This is a genomic window from Cutibacterium porci, assembly GCF_009696315.1.
GTDB lineage: Bacteria > Actinomycetota > Actinomycetes > Propionibacteriales > Propionibacteriaceae > Cutibacterium > Cutibacterium porci.
In genome coordinates, this window is record NZ_VUMG01000001.1 from 296,503 (window position 1) to 316,506 (window position 20,004).

The 20,004-nt window shown below is 56.8% G+C and carries 19 protein-coding genes; 2 read left to right on the forward strand and 17 right to left on the reverse strand.

What is annotated here, in order from left to right; all coding sequences use genetic code 11:
- Positions 1-533: 533 nt before the first annotated feature.
- Genes FYJ43_RS01270 through FYJ43_RS12530 form a run of 4 tightly spaced genes read right to left on the reverse strand, consistent with a single transcriptional unit; the run spans position 534 to position 3,527 of the window.
- Positions 534-1,925 (reverse strand): PTS ascorbate transporter subunit IIC, encoded by a 1,392-nt coding sequence (locus FYJ43_RS01270; RefSeq protein WP_154561265.1) that lies wholly within the window; start codon positions 1,923-1,925, stop codon positions 534-536.
- Positions 1,926-1,962: 37 nt separating this feature from the next.
- On the reverse strand, positions 1,963-2,253 hold the full coding sequence (locus FYJ43_RS12525; protein ID WP_154561267.1) for a PTS sugar transporter subunit IIB: 291 nt from the start codon (positions 2,251-2,253) through the stop codon (positions 1,963-1,965).
- 58 nt (positions 2,254-2,311) lie between these two features.
- Positions 2,312-2,758, reverse strand: a complete 447-nt coding sequence (locus FYJ43_RS01280; protein WP_154561269.1) for a PTS sugar transporter subunit IIA — start codon at positions 2,756-2,758, stop codon at positions 2,312-2,314.
- 22 nt (positions 2,759-2,780) lie between these two features.
- Complete coding sequence (locus FYJ43_RS12530; protein WP_154561271.1) at positions 2,781-3,527, reverse strand: GntR family transcriptional regulator; 747 nt, start codon at positions 3,525-3,527, stop codon at positions 2,781-2,783.
- Between the two features lie 250 nt (positions 3,528-3,777).
- Between FYJ43_RS12530 and FYJ43_RS01290 the strand changes: the two genes are divergently transcribed.
- Entirely contained in the window at positions 3,778-5,487 is a 1,710-nt protein-coding gene (locus tag FYJ43_RS01290) for a formate--tetrahydrofolate ligase (RefSeq protein ID WP_229771546.1), read from the forward strand.
- A 121-nt stretch (positions 5,488-5,608) separates the two neighbouring features.
- On the opposite strand, the gene FYJ43_RS01295 is transcribed toward FYJ43_RS01290, so the two are convergent.
- The 5 genes from FYJ43_RS01295 to FYJ43_RS01315 are packed head-to-tail and all read right to left on the reverse strand — an operon-like array spanning position 5,609 to position 11,209.
- Positions 5,609-7,090, reverse strand: coding sequence for an arylsulfatase (locus tag FYJ43_RS01295; RefSeq protein WP_154561275.1), 1,482 nt, complete (start codon positions 7,088-7,090; stop codon positions 5,609-5,611).
- Positions 7,091-7,108: 18 nt separating this feature from the next.
- A complete protein-coding gene (locus FYJ43_RS01300; protein ID WP_326833220.1) occupies positions 7,109-7,966 on the reverse strand; it encodes a carbohydrate ABC transporter permease in 858 nt (285 codons plus the stop codon).
- A complete protein-coding gene (locus FYJ43_RS01305; protein WP_154561277.1) occupies positions 7,963-8,856 on the reverse strand; it encodes a carbohydrate ABC transporter permease in 894 nt (297 codons plus the stop codon). Before FYJ43_RS01305 ends, FYJ43_RS01300 begins: the two co-directional genes overlap by 4 nt.
- Before the next feature lie 5 nt (positions 8,857-8,861).
- On the reverse strand, positions 8,862-10,169 hold the full coding sequence (locus tag FYJ43_RS01310) for an ABC transporter substrate-binding protein (RefSeq protein WP_229771548.1): 1,308 nt from the start codon (positions 10,167-10,169) through the stop codon (positions 8,862-8,864).
- A 32-nt stretch (positions 10,170-10,201) separates the two neighbouring features.
- Entirely contained in the window at positions 10,202-11,209 is a 1,008-nt protein-coding gene (locus FYJ43_RS01315) for a LacI family DNA-binding transcriptional regulator (RefSeq protein ID WP_154561279.1), read from the reverse strand.
- A gap of 182 nt (positions 11,210-11,391) precedes the next feature.
- Between FYJ43_RS01315 and FYJ43_RS01320 the strand changes: the two genes are divergently transcribed.
- Positions 11,392-11,802 (forward strand): hypothetical protein, encoded by a 411-nt coding sequence (locus FYJ43_RS01320; protein WP_154561281.1) that lies wholly within the window; start codon positions 11,392-11,394, stop codon positions 11,800-11,802.
- A gap of 53 nt (positions 11,803-11,855) precedes the next feature.
- Here the strand turns inward: FYJ43_RS01320 and FYJ43_RS01325 are convergent, their stop codons facing one another.
- From FYJ43_RS01325 to FYJ43_RS01365, 8 genes are all read right to left on the reverse strand, one after another.
- Positions 11,856-12,377: a hypothetical protein gene (locus FYJ43_RS01325; protein ID WP_154562086.1), complete on the reverse strand. Its 522-nt coding sequence runs from the start codon at positions 12,375-12,377 to the stop codon at positions 11,856-11,858.
- A gap of 24 nt (positions 12,378-12,401) precedes the next feature.
- Positions 12,402-13,070 (reverse strand): RNA polymerase sigma factor, encoded by a 669-nt coding sequence (locus tag FYJ43_RS01330; RefSeq protein ID WP_154562088.1) that lies wholly within the window; start codon positions 13,068-13,070, stop codon positions 12,402-12,404.
- Positions 13,071-13,256: 186 nt separating this feature from the next.
- Positions 13,257-15,731, reverse strand: a complete 2,475-nt coding sequence (locus FYJ43_RS01335; RefSeq protein ID WP_154561283.1) for an ABC transporter permease — start codon at positions 15,729-15,731, stop codon at positions 13,257-13,259.
- Positions 15,731-16,669: an ABC transporter ATP-binding protein gene (locus FYJ43_RS01340; protein ID WP_407643719.1), complete on the reverse strand. Its 939-nt coding sequence runs from the start codon at positions 16,667-16,669 to the stop codon at positions 15,731-15,733. The genes FYJ43_RS01335 and FYJ43_RS01340 overlap by 1 nt, the downstream gene beginning before the upstream one ends.
- Positions 16,670-16,900: 231 nt before the next feature.
- Positions 16,901-17,557, reverse strand: a complete 657-nt coding sequence (locus FYJ43_RS01350) for a response regulator (protein ID WP_154561285.1) — start codon at positions 17,555-17,557, stop codon at positions 16,901-16,903.
- Between the two features lie 18 nt (positions 17,558-17,575).
- Positions 17,576-18,085, reverse strand: coding sequence for a hypothetical protein (locus FYJ43_RS01355; RefSeq protein WP_326833301.1), 510 nt, complete (start codon positions 18,083-18,085; stop codon positions 17,576-17,578).
- Between the two features lie 113 nt (positions 18,086-18,198).
- Positions 18,199-19,029 carry a carbohydrate ABC transporter permease gene (locus FYJ43_RS01360; RefSeq protein WP_154561289.1) on the reverse strand — a complete coding sequence of 277 codons (831 nt, stop codon included), beginning with the start codon at positions 19,027-19,029 and terminating at the stop codon, positions 18,199-18,201.
- Entirely contained in the window at positions 19,026-19,916 is an 891-nt protein-coding gene (locus tag FYJ43_RS01365) for a carbohydrate ABC transporter permease (protein WP_154562092.1), read from the reverse strand. The genes FYJ43_RS01360 and FYJ43_RS01365 overlap by 4 nt, the downstream gene beginning before the upstream one ends.
- Positions 19,917-20,004 lie beyond the last annotated feature (88 nt).

Sequence of the window (20,004 nt, forward strand, 5' to 3'; positions counted from 1 at the left end):
CCACCTCACCAGCGAGTACGGTCACATCCGCCGTTGCGCCAGTACACGGTCGACGACGCCCGGAGACAGCGTCCAGAATCTGGTATTAAGTGCAGCCTTCAGTGGCCGCTAATCGCTCTTATCGTCAGATTGACGATAAGAGCGAGGCCTGCACCGTGTTGCAATAGGTATACGGTTGACTAAGTGTTCATGATGACGGCGCTTCCCCCGATCTCGTGGTGTAGTAACCTATTGCCATGGTCCAATTGGGTTGAATGCTTATTTTTCAAGGTCGTGACTGCACCAGATTTATACTAAAACTATATGCCCAATCTTGGGTGGCCCTTGTAGGCGTGTAACCGATTTTTGATCTGGCTATTCAGTTAACAATGGGTCACATATGCGCAGGTGCCGGCAAGTGGCGTAGTCATTTCCGTCGTTAACTGCTAAAATGGCCGTTTTTCTAATGGTTACACTGATAGGGGCGAGGGCGTAAATACGCGAGCCTCAAATACGCCTCGAAGTAGTAGCACCTAATGGTGGTCAGTGCCATATTACTCAGTTTCGTTCAGAACAGGACTTGATGAATTTGATTGTTTTCCTCTTTTCTTTATAAAAGCGCTCGCAATAAAAAGAATTACAGTCGCTAGGGTAATACCGAAAATGATCATCCATCTTCCGCCGATATGACCGAGATACCCGAGGTAAAGGCCAATGATTCCGTAATCTGAATCCGCAAACGTAGCATTCTGTGTTCCTATATCTCCAAGCACGCCCAAGAGCAGTAAGGGGAATACGGTAATGAGAATACCATTTGCGAATGCTCCTAATACCGCACCTCTGCGCCCGCCTTGCGCGTTTCCGATAACTCCGGCTGCCCCTCCAGTCATAAAGTGCGCAACTATACCAGGAATTATAATTACCACCCCAGATACGCCCATGATTATCATCCCGATAATACCTGCTACGAGAGAGGAAATGAATCCGATCATTACAGCATTGGGTGCGAAGGTAAATGTGATCGGAACATCTAAAGCTGGCTTCGCATCGGGGACGAGACGTTCGGAAATTCCTTGGAAGGCCGGTACAATTTCTGCGAGGATGATTCTTACACCGGCGAGTATTATTACGACTCCTGCGGAAAACTGACCCGCAGACATTAGTGCCCAGATGATATAGTTTTGACCATTTGATATCGTTGACGATACGTAGTGCGGTCCTGCAATTAGGGCGACGATTAGGTAGATAATTCCCATTGAGAGCATCACTACGACGGTCGAATCACGAACAAATGATAACGACTTAGGGACTTTTAGGTTCTCTGTAGAGTTCTTTGGGTCACCATGAACCTTACTTGCTACAAAACCTGATAGTGCTATACCGAATCCTCCTGTGTGGCCAATCGCAACACTATCGGACCCCGTAACACTCCTCATATATGGTTGAACAACTGCTGGGGATATTGTAGTGATGAGTGCTTCGGCTAGCGATCCCCATATAACCGCTTCCCAACTAGAGAGGCCAGCGACGATGAGAATTACCGCAATCATGGCGGACTCGTAAAGCGCGACATGGCCAGATAAATAAATGTACTTGAATTGGGTAATTCGTGCGAATATAACATTCAGGATCATGCCGAAGAAGAAAATGAGAGCCGAGACGGTTCCATATTTCATGAGCACAGGCCCAACGATGGCCTCGTTGTTTGGTATTACTCCTTGTACGTGGAAGACGCCAGCAAACATGCTGCCAAACGGATCTAGCGACGCGACAATAACAGCGGCGCCTGCAGATAGAACTAGAAATCCAACGAACGTCTTGATTGTTCCGCGCATGATCTCGGATGCACTTTTCTTCTGAAGGGAAAGGCCGAGCAATGCGATGAGGGCGACCAGAATTGATGGCTGCCTGAAGACCTGAACTAAAACGTCGAGAAATTGGGTCATGACTGTGTATCCTGCCTGGATTGGTCCCCGTACTGAGTCAGGAGGTATGTGGTACTCCGAGTTGATCGCAGGCGTCTTTCACGCGCTCCGTTAGCTCATCTTGATCGATAATAGAATTAAGAATTTGAACGTTTTGAAAATTGCTCACTGAGTTTTTGAGATCCCTACCCACGAAAAACATGTCAGCGTCTGCGGGAGACGCGGAACCGAGATCAGTGTGGTCGACATCAATGCCCTCAACGCCAATGCTTCGAAGCGCCTTTTCTATGTTCATCTGGACCATGAATGAGGATCCCAACCCCGAACTGCACATCGCCATGAATTTCATTAGTAATCCTTACCTTGATAGAAGTTATGATATGATAGAACGTATATTATTAAGGGATTCAAAATCTCGCGAGTAATTCAGAAATCTCGGATATCGATTTCGCCTGAATGAGATTCTCCCGCGCAGTCTGGTCTCCTAGAAATAGTGAGAGGTTACGCATGAGGCTTAAATGACTGGTAGAGTCTGATGCGGCAAGTATGAAGACCAACCTCATCGGATGGTCGGCGTTATCGTTCAAGAATACAGTGGAGGAAAGAGAGGCAAGTGACAAGGCGGTCTGCAATGCGCCGTTCTCCGGCCGAGCGTGTGCCAAAGTAATCCCATACCCGAGGTCCATGTATGTTCCGCCAGGATTACTGATAGCAGTCTTTATGGCATCGATATATTCTAATTTGATGAGCTGCTTGGTTAAGAGGGGTTGAGCCGCAGCTTCGATCGCGTCTTGCCATCTACTTGCATTTGAAAAAACAATGTTTTCATTTGGAAGATATTCTGCGAGCATCATTGGCTCTCCTTATATTCCTATACTACTCGGATGACGCCGAGAAACCTATGCGAGCTGACCTGCTTGCAAATATAGTTTCGCTATACATTCTAGGTGTGTGGAGTGTGTCGTATGAGGTTGAGATTGTGAAAAGTCGGAGGTCGTCATCATTAATGCATAGAATCTTTCGGTCATGCACGCGCGGGCGAATGAGTGAAACTTGAACGCTGTCTTCCACCAGCTGAAACTCCGACATGGAATTTAGATATGAGTAGAGAGATGTTTCACTGAAATCATGTCGTAGAAAGCTGCTTGGATCGTTGATCCGTAGCCATGCGCGATTGATATGGTCGATAGTGCCGTCGATACTGCGGAGCCTGTCAAGACGGGTGACTTTGGTTCCAGGGGCGAGAGCCAAGGCAACAGCTACGGCTGTAGGGGATGCGACCACTGATCGAACGAGGATTTTTGAACTGACGTGGTGTCCCTCAGATGTTCGCTGGGCATAGAAGCCTGAAAGATCGAATCTATCGACGGCTCTTGGTGATGATTTCGGGCCGGTTACGAAGGTGCCACGGCCTTGCTCTCGTCGAAGGACGCCCTGTCGTGCGAGTTCGTCTAAAGCTCGACGGATGGTGATGCGTGACACGTTGTACCGGACGCATAACTGAGGCTCAGGGGGAAGTGCAGTCTCGGGCTCTGCTGACGCATAGTCGCGTTCGAGTGCGTCGCGGACAGCCACCCACTTCGGGCGCGTGGGCGGCAGCTCTGTCGATGATGAAGTGAGCACCGTTGGATCACTCCTTAAACGTTATAACCAAAGTCCTATACATTATATTGTTTCTATGTGAAGCACTGTCAAGAGCATGTAAGTGAACTCCGCTTGAGTGATGTGCTGTTGCTCGTCCTACGGCGCTTGGCCAAGCCCATGGTCGCCGCGAGTTCTCAAAAAGTTATGTCAGGCGAGCTTGGGGTAACGCATCTGTGCGAGGCGAGACTTACGATGGGCCGAAAGTATGCAAAGGCGCAGCCAACGCGCCATGATTGGAACTATGACAATGAAGTCTGATCTTGAAATCGCCCGGGAAGCTCACCTTGACCCCATCGAGAAGGTCGCAAACCGGGCCGGCATCAGTGCGAAGTACCTGGAGCCGTATGGGCGTGACGTTGCGAAGGTGGACCTTGACGTCATCAACGACAACAAGGATCATCCTCGCGGCAAATACGTCGTCGTCACGGCCATCACCCCGACGCCCCTTGGCGAGGGCAAGACGACCACCGCTGTTGGTCTCGCCCAAGGCCTGGAGAAGATCGGCAAGCGCAGTGTTCTTGCTCTACGGCAGCCGTCAATGGGTCCGACCTTCGGAATCAAAGGTGGTGCTGCCGGCGCCGGGTACTCCCAAGTACTGCCGATGGAGAGACTGAACCTGCATCTGACGGGCGATTTCCACGCCATTGGGGCGGCCCACAACCTGCTTGCTGCCATGATCGACAACCATCTGCATCACGGCAACGAGCTCGATATCGAGCCCCATTCAATTTCGTGGCGTCGTGTCGTCGATATTAACGACCGTGCTCTGCGCAATATCATCGTCGGTCTTGGGTCGAGGGTCGACGGTGTGCCCCGCGAGACCGGATTCGATATAACAGCGGCCAGCGAGGTCGGCGTCATCCTCGCCTTAGCTACCTCCTTGGCTGACCTGCGTGCTCGCTTAGGACGCATCGTCATCGGCTATAACCGTTCCAAGCAGCCAGTTACCGCAGAAGACCTGCACGCTGCTGGATCAATGGCCGTCATTTTGAAGGACGCCATCAAACCGAACTTGTTGCAAACTACTGAGAATAGCCCGGTTCTCGTCCATGCCGGCCCCTTCGGTAATATCGCCACCGGTAATTCCTCGGTTATTGCAGACCAGGTCGGTATCAATTGCGGCGACTACCTTCTTACAGAGGCCGGATTTGGTGCCGATATGGGAGCCGAGCGATTCTTTAATATCAAGTGCCGCGTCAGCGGAATGCGGCCCGACGCCGCCGTCCTCGTCGTCACTGTACGCGCCCTCAAGACCCACGCAGGTCGTTACAAGGTCGTGCCGGGAAAGCCACTGCCTCCGGCAATGCTAGAGGACAATCCTGACGACGTGCTTGCGGGTGCTGCCAACTTGCGTAAGCACATCGAAATTGTGCGCGAATTCGGGGTATCGCCGGTCGTGGCTCTCAACGTCTTTCCGACAGATCATCCAGACGAAATTGACGCGGTCCGCAAGGTTGCTGAAGTTGCCGGAGCCCATTTTGCATCTTCGACCCACGTCGTCGATGGCGGCACCGGCGCAGTCGACTTGGCTCGCGCGGTCGTCGCGGCGTGCGACCAGAAGACCGATTTCCGCTATACCTACGACCTCGAGGATTCCCTGGTCGACAAACTCACTAAGGTTGCTACCACCGTGTACGGGGCTGACGGAGTCGACATCGCCCCGGCAGCGGCGAAAGAGCTAGCCCACTTCGAGGACCTCGGCTATGGCTCATTCCCGGTTGTCATCGCGAAAACGCACCTGTCGCTGTCCCATGATCCATCTCTCAAGGGTGCCCCGACCGGATGGCGGTTACCGGTGCGCGAGGTGAGAGCCGCCGTCGGTGCTGGGTACATCTACGCGATTTGCGGAGATATGCGCACCATGCCGGGGCTGGGCCGTCATCCAGCCGCTGAAAAGATAGACATCGACGATAGCGGCGAGACTATCGGGCTGTTCTGATCGATTGCGATGATCGGGGCCGCGAATACTACTTCGCGGCCCCGATGCTGTGCTGACTATATTGCCCGTCGTGGGACAGCCGCCAGCGCATGACGCTCGCGCTCGAACAGGGCGAGAGGACTCAGCGTCCCTCGGCGGGTGGTGGAGTGGGGTGTTTCAGCACGCAACCGACGGGGCGTCCGGTCACAAGGCGGCCGTCACGGACGAATCCCTCTTCGCGACCGGTAAGTTCTGCTATGAGGAGACGGCGCCCCTCGTGGAGCTCATCCGCACGGGTGGAATCGCCCGACAGATCGTGGAGCTGGTGGGGATCCGCTGCGAGGTCAAAGAGCTGCTCGTCGCCTGATCCAGACATCCAGATGTACTGGTAATCGCCCCACCAGATCCACTGCAGTGACTGGTCGTGCAAGTAATGCTCGCCATGAAGGTGGGTGCGCCATGGCGGGGTCTCATCGCGCAATAGTGGCAGGATTGATCGGCCCTCAACACTGTCTGGGATGCCTACCCCGGCGCAGTCCAGCAGGGTGGGCATGACGTCGCGCAACTCGACGAGCTCATCGACCCGGCTCCCTGGGGCGATACCTGGGCCGGCAAGCAGGAACGGGATATGGGTCGATCCCTGGTAGGGGTAACCCTTTCGCCACAGGTGGTGGTCTCCCATCATGTCGCCGTGGTCGGACGTGAAGGCGATATAGGTATTGTCGGCTACCCCGAACTCACCAAGGACCTGACGCAATCGGCTGATTTGGGTGTCGATGTGGGTCATGTTGCCGTAGTAACCGGCCATCGCCCGAGCGATGTCGCGGCGACGATATTGGGCGACGAGACTCGTCGGATCGGCGTCGTTGCGCCAGTCGCTGAATGCTTCTGACCAATCTCCGACCGATGGCGCGCGCAGGTGAGCACCGTTATAGCGGTCGAAGGCCCACTGCGGCGGATCATAAGGGGAGTGGGGGCGGTGGAAGGACAGGTAGAGGAAGAACGGGACGGTTGGGTCGCGGCGGTAAAGCCACCGGGTTGCCTGGTTGACGACCCAGTTCGTCGGGTGCAGGCGCTCAGCCTTGTCCCAGGGCCGCGCGACCATGGAATTGCACTCGATTCCGTCATCAATGTAATCCTCGTCGCTGGCCGTTCCGGTCTGGTCGCGCAACCACACAAGGTAGTCGTCGTAGCACGCCGGATCGCGATGGCGCTGTCGCGAGTAGTGCAAGTACCCATCGTGAAGTTCAACCTCGTCGAATCCAATGCGATTGCGCTCCGGCCAGTAGTGCATCTTTCCGATGGCACGGGTCTGGTAGCCGGCTTGCGACAAGGCTGACGGCAGGGTGTCCTCGACATCGAAGGCGACTCCGTCCTGGTAGCCGACCCGACGGTGGGTGCCGGCTGAAAGTCCCGTCATGAGGGACATCCGTGCCGGGACACATGTCGGTGTGGCCGAGTAGGCCCGCTCCACCACAGCTCCCTGATTCGCTAATTGATCCAGGTATGGCGTCTCGACGTCAGGGTGGCCTAGCCCAGAGAGGCAGTCACCTCTCCACTGGTCAGTACAAATGAGGACAATGTTGGGGCGGTTAGTTATTGGTTGTCTGTGTTGGTCGTTCATGATGTGCTGTGCATATTCTCACTTGATTCCAGTCATGGTGATGCCCGTCACGATATAGCGCTGGGTCGCCACGAAGAGGGCGCACACTGGGACGAACAGCATGAGGGACCCCATGGCTGTCAGATTCCACAGCGTGAAGCTCTCGCGGTTGAAGGACGACAATCCAATGGTGATGGTTCGCATAGCCTCGGACTGGGTGGCGATGAGGGGCCAGAGGAACTCATTCATCTGGAAGACGAATGTGAACAGTCCCAATACCGTCAGGGCCGGCTTGTTTTGAGGCAGGACGATCGAGCGGTAGATGCGCAGTTCTCTTGCGCCGTCGACACGCGCGGCCTCAATGAGGGAGTCGGGGATTCCTGCCATCGACTGACGCATCAGGAATATCGAGAATGCGCTCATCAAGAATGGAGTGACGAGTCCTTGGTAGGTATCTAGCCATCCAATCTGACTGAACTTGACGTATAGCGGAATCATTCGAACAAAGAACGGGATCATCATCGTCGAGAGGATAAGGACGAAGACGGCGTTCTTGCCAGGGAACTCAAACTTCGCGAAGGCATACCCAACCACCGGCGCAAAGATCAAGTGCGACAGCGTGATAAGGCCTGCGACGAGGACAGAGTTGAGGAAGAACCTACCGAAAGGAGCAGCCTCAAAGAGGCGGGTGATGTTGACCCATTGCCACGACGATGGGATGAGAACTGCTTTTCCCCCCGTTGCTTCTGCGTCTGACTGGAAAGCCAAACTCACCATGTACACGAGTGGGGCTATCGCAATGAGCGCTGCAATCCATACGAGTACGAGTGAGACAACCCTTGCTCCGGGAAAGAGCTGTTCGGATCGATGCTTGGCTTGAGTAGATGTGGTGCTCACAGGATCGCCTCCTTCTTTCGTCCCACCCGCAGCTGAATCATCGAGAGAGCGACGATCACAACGAGCAGCAGAAAGGACATCGCAGACGCGTATCCCAGGTTTCCGCTGGTGAAGGTCTCACGGTAGACCTGATATACGTAAAGGGATGTCTCATTTCCGGGGCCACCGTTAGTGACGATATATGGCAGTCCGAATTGTTGAAGTGAACCAATCATTCCGACGAGAACAACGAACAGTGTCGTCGGTGCGAGCATGGGGAGTGTGATTTTCCAGAACTGTTTAGAAACCGAGGCCCCATCAATTCTGGCAGCCTCATATAGCTGAGGATCAATAGACTGAAGGCCTGCCAGGAAAAGTAGCATCACGTAGCCGGATTCTTGCCACACGGTGATGCCGACGAGAGTGGCCAGCGGCGCGGTCGTCAGCCAGTTTTGTTGCGGTAGCCCGAGACCGCTGAGGATGGCATTGAGGATGCCAGTGTTTGAGTCGAGGATGTTCCTCCACATTAAGCCAATGATGGCGACTGATGTCATGTACGGCGTCAGAATTGCTGTCCTTGCGATAGTGCGACCCTTGAAATTCTGGTTGAGCACAAGAGCCAGGAGGAGGCCAATTGCCGAGGATAAGATAAGGCAGGAGAACGCGTAGATGACAGTTATCCCAAATGAGTGCCACACTTCAGAATCGTGAATGATATTAACGTAGTTCTTTCCTCCTACCGGAGTTAGTTTGGTGAAACCCGTCGTGAAAGAAAGCCTGAATTCATCAATGATGGGCAGGAAGAAGAACAATGCGAAATATATGAGAGCAGGCGCTATGAACAGGTACGCCGTCCGATAACGGCGCCAAGAGAGCTTGCGCCCATGTGGCTCCGACGATGTCCTTGTCATTACATTCACCTGCTGAGGAGCTCTCCCACCGTCTTGTTGTAGGTGGCAACTTCCGAACGGGGATCTTTGTTCGACAGGACGACGTTTTCGTACATAACCTTTCCAGCATCGGCGATCTTGGCCATGTTCTGGTTCGGCCAGTAAGCCCGGTCGGGAGCAATAGCGAGGTCTCGGGCGGTTGCGACGACACGCATGTTCGGATCGTTCTGGACAACGTCGGACTTGGCCCACGACTTGCGGGAACACGGCATTCCGACTTCCTTGGTCACCTGCGCCTGAACGTCGGCGTCGGTGAGAAGCTTGATGAGTTCCCAGCACAGATCGGCGTTCTGACTCTTAGTGGGGATCATGAGGCCGGAGCCGGCGATGGTGGTTTTCTGCTCCTTATGCTTGAGGGGAGCCCCGATGGTGAGCGGGAAATTCTTGTCCTCAGTGCGAACAGCCGAGATGTCCCAAGGACCCGTGATAATGAGGCCGCACCTCTTGGATGTGAGGAGCTTTCGAGGGCCGGAGTACTCGCTGGATGCGACCGGGGCCGGGGAGACCTTGTGCTTGTAGATGAGATCGCGCTGGAAAGCAAGGGCTTCGACGGCGGCGTTCACTGGCTGCATCGGTGCCGACGTATCGGTTGTGTACTTGACCGCGTTCTGCACGAGCCACGGCGTGCCGTAAGAATTGTCATTGTTGAGGGCACATCCGTGCTCGACACCGGATGCCTGGATGCGCTTGGCGGCCTCGAGGAACTCTTCCCAGGTCGTAGGCATGGACACTTTGGCCTTAGCCAGTATTTCCGAGTTGGCGAAGACGAGCCCGCCCATGGTCAGATGCATCGGGATGGCGTAGGTCTTTCCGTCGGCCTGGCGTACATCGAGGCCAGCCGGGACGAAGTCATCCAGGAATCCCTTGTCCTTCTTGATGTAGTCGTCGAGGGCCATGATGTTGCCGTCGTTACCGAATCGAGTAGCCCAGAATCCGCCAGGCTCCTCCGTGATGTCCGGAGTGGTGCCGGAGAGGAAATCAGCAGTGAGTTTTTGCTGCAGATCAGGCCACTGGAAGGTCTGGATGGTGACCTTGACCTTGTGATCCTTCTCGAACTTGGAAATGACTCGCTTGTACGGGGCGAAGTCATGACCCGCAGACAGGTAGAACAAGATTTCCTTACCGGTCCGCTCACCCGTGTGCGAGGAGGACTCGTCAGATGAGCCGACTCCCGACGAAGGCGAACAGCCGGTCAAGCCGCCGATGACGGCGGTCGATCCGAGCGCAACTGCTCCGGTGAGGAGGGATCGGCGGGATAGGGGAGTGTGCATCATTGCAATCTCTCTTTCTTAGGGGTGGTGGTTTCCTAGCTCGAAGTGCTCCCTCGAGAAAACAGCTTCCAGGGAACAGGAATCTGGCCGGCGTCAGCCGTCGCGTCGATGCGGTGCCAGAAATGACGCATGATGTCGTCGATTTGGGAGATGTCGAGACCGAGCGAACTCAAGGAGGGATCCATCTCCAACGACTCGGCCGAGTTTCCGGTGCCGATAACGGCGATGTCGTTGGGGACGTCGATACTGAGGGATCGAGCCGCCAGCATGAGGCCGATGGCGGTGCGATCTGAGGCGCAGTAGACGGCGTCGGGAAGAGGATTCGTGGTCTGAAGTGCCTGAACTGCTGCCCGGAAGGCGTCCCCAATGAAGGGGCTGGCCGTGAAGAGGAGCTGTGGCGTGAGCGAATGACGTGTCTGGCAGTCTCGGTAGATCTGCCAGCGGGGATCGAGCCAGCACCCTTCGCGCGTCGGGAGTTGTCCGGCGAAGGCTACGGAGGTCCGGCCAGCCTGGGCGAGGGTGGCCATGGCATGTGACACCCCTTCGCGTTCGTCAATGACAACGTGGTCGTAGCCCGTGCCGCCGGGTTCACCGCCGACGAGGAGGGTTGGGACCAATGCCTCAGGTTGGGTCGTGATGACCTGGGCGACGCCGGGGCGTGAGATAGCAATAATTGCGGCATCACATGCGCCCGCCCGGATGAATTTATTGATGGGGCTGATGTCGCCGTCGACGATAGCGATGCTGACGAGCTGATAATCGTGTTCGGACAGCCTGCGTGAGGCGCGGAGTTGGAAACGCTCAACGAACCGATCCAGCGGGGCGTCGTGGAATAGTGCCACGGTGCGGGTTTTCCCCAGTCGCAATGACCTCGCAGCGCGGTTTCGCACATATCCAAGGTCACGGGCGGCGTTACGTACCCGTTCTTGGGTTTCTGGGGTGAATCTTTCAGAGCGGTGATTGTCAGACAGTACGTATGAGGCCGTCGACACCGAGACTCCTGCTCGGGCAGCTACGTCAACGAGTCCGACGTGCCGTGTCATGTGCGTTCTCCTGCTCAGGCGCAACTTTGTGTCTGAGGTTCAGCGTAGAGACGCCGTAACACGATAGTCAATCGTTTGAATCAAACGTTTGAATAAAAGTGAGAAAATAGACAATGGGAGAGGTGTGCGGGTCTCCCAGCGTGCAACGTTCGCATCGACGATCTACCCCATGGGTGATGGCCATGCCGTACCCTCGACCCGTGACCAATAAACGCGCCGAGGATGCTCGACTCCGCATCGAGCTTGAGGAAGGGGCCCGGCGGAGAGAGGCCGCCCAGGCTCAGCGGCTCATTGACGACTTCCTTGTCGCCGCCCGGGCCAAGGGCATGACGCCCGGGCCGTTGCGCGCCCAGCTTATGGACGGCCATGAGGCGCGCACAGACAGACGGGGCTGGTATCTCAACGCCAAACATTCCCTCGCCATCGGGGAGAACGGCGAATATTACCAGCTCATCGTTCCGGGTGGATTTATGGAACGCATGCGTGGGGTCACGTTGCAGCCCTCCCCGCCTCCGATGCACATCGGTCGTGGCGGGCGTGACGGAGAGACCGGCGATCTCAAAGAATTCTTGGACTGGTTATTGGCCGATTGAGCTGTCGTGGTGGACGAGAGGCTGCCTTCCCTGCGACGGCCTCTCACGTGTGGTCATCCCTCGACAACCGATGGGGTCCGTCGGTGTGAGACCGCCCGTCGACGTCGTCGAGAGGTGAGGTAATCTCGCCCGAACCATGCCGCCATCACGACAGCGCTGGCGAGGAATCCCCAGGGAATCACATGCATGCCCAGGATGGTGTGGTCACGCACCGTAACGATGGTGCCATGTGGCTGATTCGGTGCGGCCTGGATAACCAGATCGACCTTCTGGCCCACGTGATACTTCTTCGCGTCCCGGTAGGGGTTCGATGTGGTTTTTGCTGACACTCCGTTATAGCTGTACGAAATGAGTGCAACGTTGCCGCCCTCGGCGTGCGTAAGGTATCTGGTAGCACCGGTGCTCACCGGGTGGTGGTAATAGACAGCCTCAACAGTTCCTTGGATGACGTGGCCGTCTCGGATGAATGTGTCGCTGCGGTCAGCCAGCGCGAGGTACAGGCACCCCACGGTTGCCAGATAGATCACCCCGAGCAGAGCCATGACACGCTTGAACTTCGCCACAGCGAACAGCATACGTCGCACGCAGTACAGGCCCAGTCACGACGCGGCGAGTAACTCGTCGCGACGCTGCCGCATTGCCCGACTCGCCCGAGAGCATCGAGCTCGCACCGCAGTAGGACTAGTGTGATGGCGCTGCGCGGCGGTGGCGCAATCCAATGCGTCTACCCAGACACTGCGTAATACGGGGGCGCTTGCCGCGGTAATGATTCCGAGCCCTTCTGCGGCACTAACGAGGTCCGATGCTAGCCGTCCCGGTTCGTGAGCTTCCGGCGCGCTGATGTCGATAGATTCCGTGAGTATCTCCGGGCTGCTGCGTTGGCGTCGAGACGAGATGGCATGCAGACAGTCCAGGGCCACATTCGTGCATACCTTCGTGGTACGGGTCAACGGAAAGGTGACGATGACCAGCCACGCCTCGCCAATGTAGTCGTCCAAACAGGCCTGATTGTCACGGCAGCAGATCATCACCAGGCTGGGAAAAATTGCCTGAAGTAGCGCCATTCCGGCGAATTCAGACGTCGGACCACCGCGAGCCGCGATGAGTGCCTGAAGTGCTGCGGCATCGTCGCGTCGCAGCCGTGCCGGAAGGTCCTCTGGGAGGCATCCGTGGCAGATCGCCTCGGCGTGCCATGCGGCACGTGGATGGGCGCACAACTCTTGCCATAAGAGCTGGAGATGGTGAGGTGTGGTGGAGGTCATTGGCAGCATCTTTCGGGTAAGCGATGCTCTAAGCCCATCGAAGCAATGTTGCCTGCGGTGTTGCCCACGGTGGTCTACGTGTTGCCGTATGCGGCGTCGGTGTTGTCCTTGCCATGTGTGGTGTTGTCTGGCCTGACTAAAAACCGGTCGTGTCCTGTAGGACACGACCGGTTTACAGCTAGCTGCATTCTCTCACTCGTCTGCGAGTGCCTCCGTCGGAACTGCCTTAGCAGCCCGCCTGCCCGGCAACACCGAGGCCAAGCATGCGGCCACCAGGCAGATCGCGATGAGACCGAGGGTCCACGGCCAATCAATCGAGAAGTGTACGGGGACGGTTTCTGAGGCGACCCGGAACACCGACCGGATGCCCAGCCAGGCGAAGTAGAACCCAGCAACCATCCCGACGATGACACCGACCATTCCGACTTGAATCGACTCGTACAGCAGCATTAACCTCAGCCCGCGTCGCTGCATGCCCATCGCTCGCAGTAGCGCAGACTCTCGACGCCGCTCCAACACTGACAGACTCAACGTATTGGCCACCCCGATGAGGGCGATAAGCACCGCCACACCCAGCAGCGCCGTCATGACCACCAGCAGGGCCTTGAGAATCAACTCGACGATGCCGCCGATGAGAGCGCCTCCACCGATGGACAAATGTTGCGAATCGAGGTTTGGAATAGACATCATGACCGTCAGAGCCGGGGCGAGATTGCTGCGGTCATCCAGGTGGACCCAGATAGATTGGTCACTCACGGAAGGGACGATCCTGCTCAGGTCCTCCTGACTGACCACGACGTCGATTCCATCGAGCCCGTGAGCCTCCTTGACAGTGAGAGTCACTTTGCCCTTGGAAGAGGTGAAGGTCATGGTCTTCGGCATGGGGTTTAAGGAGGAGGGCACAAGGGCAACCCCTGGCTTCATTTCCTTGGCGATCGAGGGTGCTACTTTGGCGATTTCATCAGGATTTCCGGAGAGCACATGGGCTGAAGAGAACTCATCACTGCTCACGAAGCCACCCTTGAGGACGACGGAGTCCTTGACGTTCGACAGATCACGCACAGTCTTGATAGCTGACGGGTCGAGCGTGCTCGCGGCCACATCGCCGGTATTCGGGTCGATAATGGCGGCGTTCGTGAAGGTGAGGTCAATGGGGAAGTGCTCGTTGATCTGATCCATGACCGTCGTACGCGTCGTCGAGATGCCTACCTGCAAGGTCACGGACAAGCCGATAGCCAACATGAGGGCAACCGCAGTGAGAGAAGTACGAGTCGGGTTGCGGTTGGCATTCGAGGTTGACAACCGAGCGGTCGGTCCAAGAGGCCGCAACAGGAAACCTATGCCACGGATCACCCATGGCACGTAGAGCGGGGTTGCGATGAGCAGCGTCAACGACAGACAGATTGCTGACAGAACCGCCATCACGATGATCGACGTGCCGGTCCCGGTAATGGCCTGCACAGATAGCGCGATTCCGGCGACCGCAAGCAGGGAACACACGACGATCCTGGCGGTACCGATGCGGCGCTTCTGTTCTACTGTCGGTACCGGGCGCAGTGCTTCCAAGGGGGCCACTCGAGTTGCCCGCAGTGCTGGCAGGAAGGACGCCAGCACAGTGATGATGACGCCGATGAGGAACTCGACGATGATGTCACGCCATGGCCATGCCAACCCGAAGGCTAAGGCTCCGGTGTATGCCGCTCCTGCGACGGTGAGCAGGATGCCGAGGATAACCCCCAGCGTCGATCCGATGACGCCGAGCACGATCGCTTCAGCGAGAACGCGTCGTCGTACCTGGCCGCTCGATGCTCCGATGGCCCTCATGAGGCCGATTTGACGGCGTCGTTGCGCCAACAAGATGAGGAACGTCGTTGTGATGATGATCGCTCCCACCAGCAGGGCGACGGCACCAAAGATCATGAGCATGTACTTGGTGACGTCGAAGTCCGTGGTGAGACGATTGATGGTGTTCTTCTGGAACGAGCTAGCCGTCGAGATTGTGGCGTCGCCGTTGCCCTTATTGAACTGCGGCGCGTCCTTGACCTGGGGCATCGACTTTTCGAGGTTGGTAACGAGCTGTTCCGGTTTGGTGCCCGCCGTGGCCTTCACGACCCAGGTGGTGGGGGTTTGGGTGGGAAGCTGGCCAACGTAAGCCGGAGCGGTTTGCAAAGCTGTGGGGTCGTCGGTGATGCCTACGACCTTGAGGTTCTTGCCGCTGAATTCGACGGTATCGCCGATGGTGGCGTGGAGTCGCTCAGCTGCGTCCTGAGACAACGCAACCTCGTCGGCCTTCGACGGCCAGGCTCCGTCCTTGACTGTCGACCAGCGGAAAGGCTCTGCCGGAACCTGGTGGAGGTCGATCATCGCTGAATTGTGATCGTGGGAAACCGGCATGGAGGTCGACAGCACAGGATCAACGGCCTCGACCCCATCAGTTTTCTTGATCGTCTGGGTGACGTCATCGGGATCGACGCTGGCTGATCCGGTATCCACAACAACGTCGGCCTTCGAGGTGGCAATGGCCTGCTCTTTGCCGAGCGCCACACCTTGTGTACGTACGAACATCGAGATGCCGACAAGGAATCCGACCGACACTGCAATCGCAATAAGGGTTGCCACCATCCTGCCTGGATGGTGGCGCAACTCTCTGAGAGCCTCAGTGAACATCAGTCCTCCAACCTGGCCATCGCCTCATTCACCGATTCTGCGGTGGGGGAGTCGATGTCGTCGACAATGCGACCATCCAGCAGCATGAGGGCGCGGTCGGCATAGGAGGCGGCTTTCGCGTCGTGAGTGACCATGATGATCGTCTGTCCCAGATCGTCGACGCAGTGGCGCAAATAACCCAGCAGATTTGCGCCTGACTTTGAGTCCAGTGCGCCGGTCGGCTCGTCAGCAAAGACGACGTGAGGCTTAGTGATCATGGCCCGAGCGCAAGCGACACGCTGCTGCTGGCCACCCGACAGCTCAGAGGGGTGGTGCTTGAGGCGGTCCCCGATACCCAAGCCGGTAATCAACTGATTCCACAGCTCCTTGTCAGGCTTGCGTCCGGCCAAATCCAGAGGCAAAAGGATGTTCTCCTCGGCAGTGAGCATCGGCAGCAGATTGAACGACTGGAAAATGAATCCGACGTTGTCGCGGCGCAGGGTAGTCAGCTGGGCGTCAGGAAGATTCGAAACCTCCCTGCCGGCCAGGAATACCCGCCCCGAGGTTATGCGGTCCAGACCAGCCAGGCAGTGCATGAGGGTCGACTTACCAGACCCCGACGGACCCATAATCGCGGTGAAGGTGCCGCGAGTAAATCGAACGTCGATGGAGTCCAAGGCCGTGACGCGGGTTTCCCCTTCCCCAAAGATTTTGGTGAGCTGCATGCCGGCTGCGGCGTCGGTCTCTACGGGAGTGCTGAGGAGACCGGGAGCGAGGCCGCCAGGTCGAGTCGAGGCGGCGGCTCCGGCACTCGCGGACTGGTCGGGTTGCCCTTGGACAGGTGTGACTCCGGTCGGTTGGGCCGGGCCAGTACTATGGGAGGGCTGTGGGCTTGGGGCCTGGGGCCGTCCCCATGGCTGACCTAATTGCTGATCATCGGCGGGCGACGAGTCACGCATCCAGCTCGATGAAGTGCCACGTCGCGGCGGCTCAAAAGGCTCCTGCTCACTCGGCGCCGCGTGGCTCGGAACATGCTGAGGTTTGTCGTAGGGTCGGTCGTGGTCGCTCATGATGCCTTTCATGGTTCCCGAAGGGGTTTCGACGAAGAGCCGATACCCTCACGCCTTAGGTGACGCGAAAAATCACGATAGATAATGATAATGCCCAATATTGAGCACGATCTAAGTATCTCAAATCAAGCCAACCTCATGGGCAAATAGTACGAGGCCAACTCGGTCTCGGCACTCTAATTTCGATAGTAGTCGACCGATGTGCGTTTTTACAGTGCCCTCGGCCATGTAGAGGGTCTGCGCTATTTCTGCGTTCGTCGCACCTTTAGCAATCTCGACCAGAACTTCCCTTTCCCGATCCGTTAAGACCGACAGCCTCTTGTCTGCTGCCTTGGGGTCGTTGGGCAGAGTGGGAACGACGTGGTCGAGTAAGCGGCGAGTCGCTGACGGGGCGACGACCGCGTCACCGTCAGCCACGCTGCGGATGGCACTCAACAGTTCAGCTGGGCGAGCATCTTTGAGGAGAAATCCTGAGGCACCGGCCTTGAGGGCGGCGTACACATACTCGTCGAGGTCAAAGGTGGTAAGAATCAACACCTTAGTGTCGAGCGGGGACGCTGTGATACGTCGAGTAGCCTCGACGCCGTCCATCTGCGGCATCCGGATGTCCATCAAGGCGACGTCGACAGGCATTCGACGCAGCACGTCAAGGGCCTCGACGCCGTTTGACGCTTCCGCGACGACCTCCATGTCATCCTCGGACTCGATGAGCATACGAAACCCCGAACGGACTAGGGACTGGTCGTCAACAAGGATGACGCGAATCGGGTCGGGCATGGCACCTCCAGTTGCTGATCAGTTGGAGTGTACCGACCTCGTGCCGTGCAGGAATGAGTCAATCTCTGGATTCGCTGGGTCGTAATCGTCGCCACACCAGGTTTCAGCGAATCGCTCCAGACGTTGATCGGTTGGGCGAAGAAGGAACAACAGCGTCACGCCGTGGGCAATCATGCCGAGGAAAGCGGATGCCCGTGGCAGAGGTAGCACGAATGCGAGAACGTACAGGATGAGCGCAGGCCAGGTCATCGCACTGAACGCTACGAACGTCCTGCTGGTGACGGCAGACTTCATCTCGCGGGCGTCAACCTTGCCGGTTCGTTTGTTGGGAAACGGACGCAAAATCAGGCCAAGAATCACTGCCACAAGCCACGATGCAACAGGGATACCTAATGACTTAGCCAGTGGCACCGAGGAGTCCTTGAGGATCACCCACGCGCACACTCCAATCAATCCGAGCGCCACAGCATCGGTCAGGACTATGAGATCTATTGACCTCAAGCTGCTACGAGTTAACACGCTGCAGATGGTATTTCATGAACAGGTCACATGAGGCCGTCATTCTTGCTGTCGTGCAGCGACGCTCGGCGTCAGCAACGATCGATGGTCAACTGCTGGCGTGGTTGGGCTGTGGATGCAACTTAGCTCTTGACCGCTCCCTCCGAGATACCGGCGATGAGTTGCTTGGCGCCAATGGCAAACACCAGCAGCAGCGGGACGACGGCAATGAGCGAGGAAGCCATAAGCATTCCGTAGTCGGTGCCGTGTGCCGTCTTGAGCTGGCTCAATGCCACTTGCAGAGTCAGTTTGCTGGGATCATTGAGGACGATAAGGGGCCACATGAAATCGTTCCATGAGCCGATAAAGGTGAATATCCCAAGGAATGCCAAGGCAGGACGGATGATGGGCACGCATACGTGCGCGTACTGCCGCCAGAATCCGCAGCCGTCGAGGGTAGCTGCCTCCATGAGTTCCTTCGGGATGGCATTGGTGGCGTACTGGCGCAGCCAAAACACCCCGAATGAACTGGCTAGTGAGGGAACGATGACGGCCTTGAGATCGCCCACCCATCCAATCTTGCTCATGAGAACGAACTGGGGGATCGTCGCTAACTGGGTGGGTAGCAGGAAGGTCGCCAAGACGACAGCGAAGAGCACTTTCCTGCCAGGAAACTCGAACTTGGCGAAGGCGAAGGCTGCCAGCGAGGAGATCAATAGCACGAGCACCGAGACCGTTATCGCCACTAGGGCCGTATTAGCCATGGCCGCCCAGATATTGACCTTATCGGTGATGGTGTGGACGTTTTGGCCCAGACGGTCGCCAGGTGTGAGTACTGGCGGATACTTGTAGATTACGGAGGAAGGTCGGCTGGCCAGTACGAACATCCAGTAGAACGGGAACAGGGAGACGAGCCCGCCCAAGACGAGGAAGACGTGCCGGAAGAACGTTCCAACATGCAGACGCCGTCTCATCGTGTCCCCTTGCGATCGCGGGTAACGAGCCAGTTAATGATCGAAAAGAACAGCACGACGACGAACACTCCCCAGGCGATTGTCGCGCCATAGCCGTATCGGTTCTCTTGGAAGGCCACCGAGTAGAAATAGAGCACCATCGTTAGACCGGAGTTGTTCACCCCGCCCGCAGAGGCTGCCCCGGTGGATTCTGAGCTGGTGAGTACCTGGGCCTCGGTGAAGCTCTGCAGTGAACCGATCGTCGACATGAGGGTGATGAACAAGACGATGGCTCGAAGCTGGGGCAGAGTGACGTGAAAGAACGTGCGCCACCCGTTTGCCCCGTCGATGGCGGCTGCTTCGTACTGAGTCTTGTCGATAGCTTGCAGCCCGGCGAGGATGAGCAGAGCGTTATACCCGACGAATGACCATACCGTCAGCGATGAGATCGCGATCTTGATACCCCACTCGCTTTGTAACCAGGCGATGTTCGACTGGCCAAGCAGGTTGCGGATAGCGTTCGCAAGCCCAAACTGGCTAGAGAAGATTGAACTGAACAGAATGCCCATAGCCACCATCGACGTAATGTTTGGAACGAGGTAGATGACCCGGTATGTCGTGGAGAACCGCATCGTCTTATTCAGCATGAGGGCGACGATCGTGGCGATGATGAGCGTCGGTATCGTGCCCATGGCCCACAGAATGAGCGTGTTGCCCAGCGATTTGTAAAACAGGTGGTCGCTGATCAAATACCTGAAATTCTCCAGACCGACGACGTGAGCCTCGCCCAACCCCGACCAGTCGGTGAACGCGAGTAGCAAGGTGAAGATCATCGGTACAGCCGCAAAGATGAGAAAAAAGAAAAAATACGGACTCAAAGCGGCATATATCGGCAGGGCTTTGCGCATTCGCCGGCCCACAGAAGAGCGACGCAACTCATCCGTGGGCGCGGCGTCAATGATGGTGTTCGCAGAATTCATCTCGGCACAGAATTCA

Bases quoted from the DNA above. Each gene is read 5' to 3' on its own strand.
- FYJ43_RS01295 (WP_154561275.1), bottom strand. From the start codon at position 7,090: ATGAACGACCAACACAGACAACCAATAACTAACCGCCCCAACATTGTC.
- FYJ43_RS01325 (WP_154562086.1), bottom strand. From the start codon at position 12,377: ATGCTGTTCGCTGTGGCGAAGTTCAAGCGTGTCATGGCTCTGCTCGGG.
- FYJ43_RS01290 (WP_229771546.1), top strand. From the start codon at position 3,778: ATGATTGGAACTATGACAATGAAGTCTGATCTTGAAATCGCCCGGGAA.
- FYJ43_RS01340 (WP_407643719.1), bottom strand. From the start codon at position 16,669: ATGCGTGACTCGTCGCCCGCCGATGATCAGCAATTAGGTCAGCCATGG.
- FYJ43_RS01270 (WP_154561265.1), bottom strand. From the start codon at position 1,925: ATGACCCAATTTCTCGACGTTTTAGTTCAGGTCTTCAGGCAGCCATCA.
- FYJ43_RS01280 (WP_154561269.1), bottom strand. From the start codon at position 2,758: ATGATGCTCGCAGAATATCTTCCAAATGAAAACATTGTTTTTTCAAAT.
- FYJ43_RS01350 (WP_154561285.1), bottom strand. From the start codon at position 17,557: ATGCCCGACCCGATTCGCGTCATCCTTGTTGACGACCAGTCCCTAGTC.
- FYJ43_RS12525 (WP_154561267.1), bottom strand. From the start codon at position 2,253: ATGAAATTCATGGCGATGTGCAGTTCGGGGTTGGGATCCTCATTCATG.
- FYJ43_RS01365 (WP_154562092.1), bottom strand. From the start codon at position 19,916: ATGCGCAAAGCCCTGCCGATATATGCCGCTTTGAGTCCGTATTTTTTC.
- FYJ43_RS01315 (WP_154561279.1), bottom strand. From the start codon at position 11,209: ATGACACGGCACGTCGGACTCGTTGACGTAGCTGCCCGAGCAGGAGTC.
- FYJ43_RS01335 (WP_154561283.1), bottom strand. From the start codon at position 15,731: ATGTTCACTGAGGCTCTCAGAGAGTTGCGCCACCATCCAGGCAGGATG.
- FYJ43_RS01320 (WP_154561281.1), top strand. From the start codon at position 11,392: ATGCCGTACCCTCGACCCGTGACCAATAAACGCGCCGAGGATGCTCGA.
- FYJ43_RS01310 (WP_229771548.1), bottom strand. From the start codon at position 10,169: ATGATGCACACTCCCCTATCCCGCCGATCCCTCCTCACCGGAGCAGTT.
- FYJ43_RS01360 (WP_154561289.1), bottom strand. From the start codon at position 19,029: ATGAGACGGCGTCTGCATGTTGGAACGTTCTTCCGGCACGTCTTCCTC.
- FYJ43_RS01305 (WP_154561277.1), bottom strand. From the start codon at position 8,856: ATGACAAGGACATCGTCGGAGCCACATGGGCGCAAGCTCTCTTGGCGC.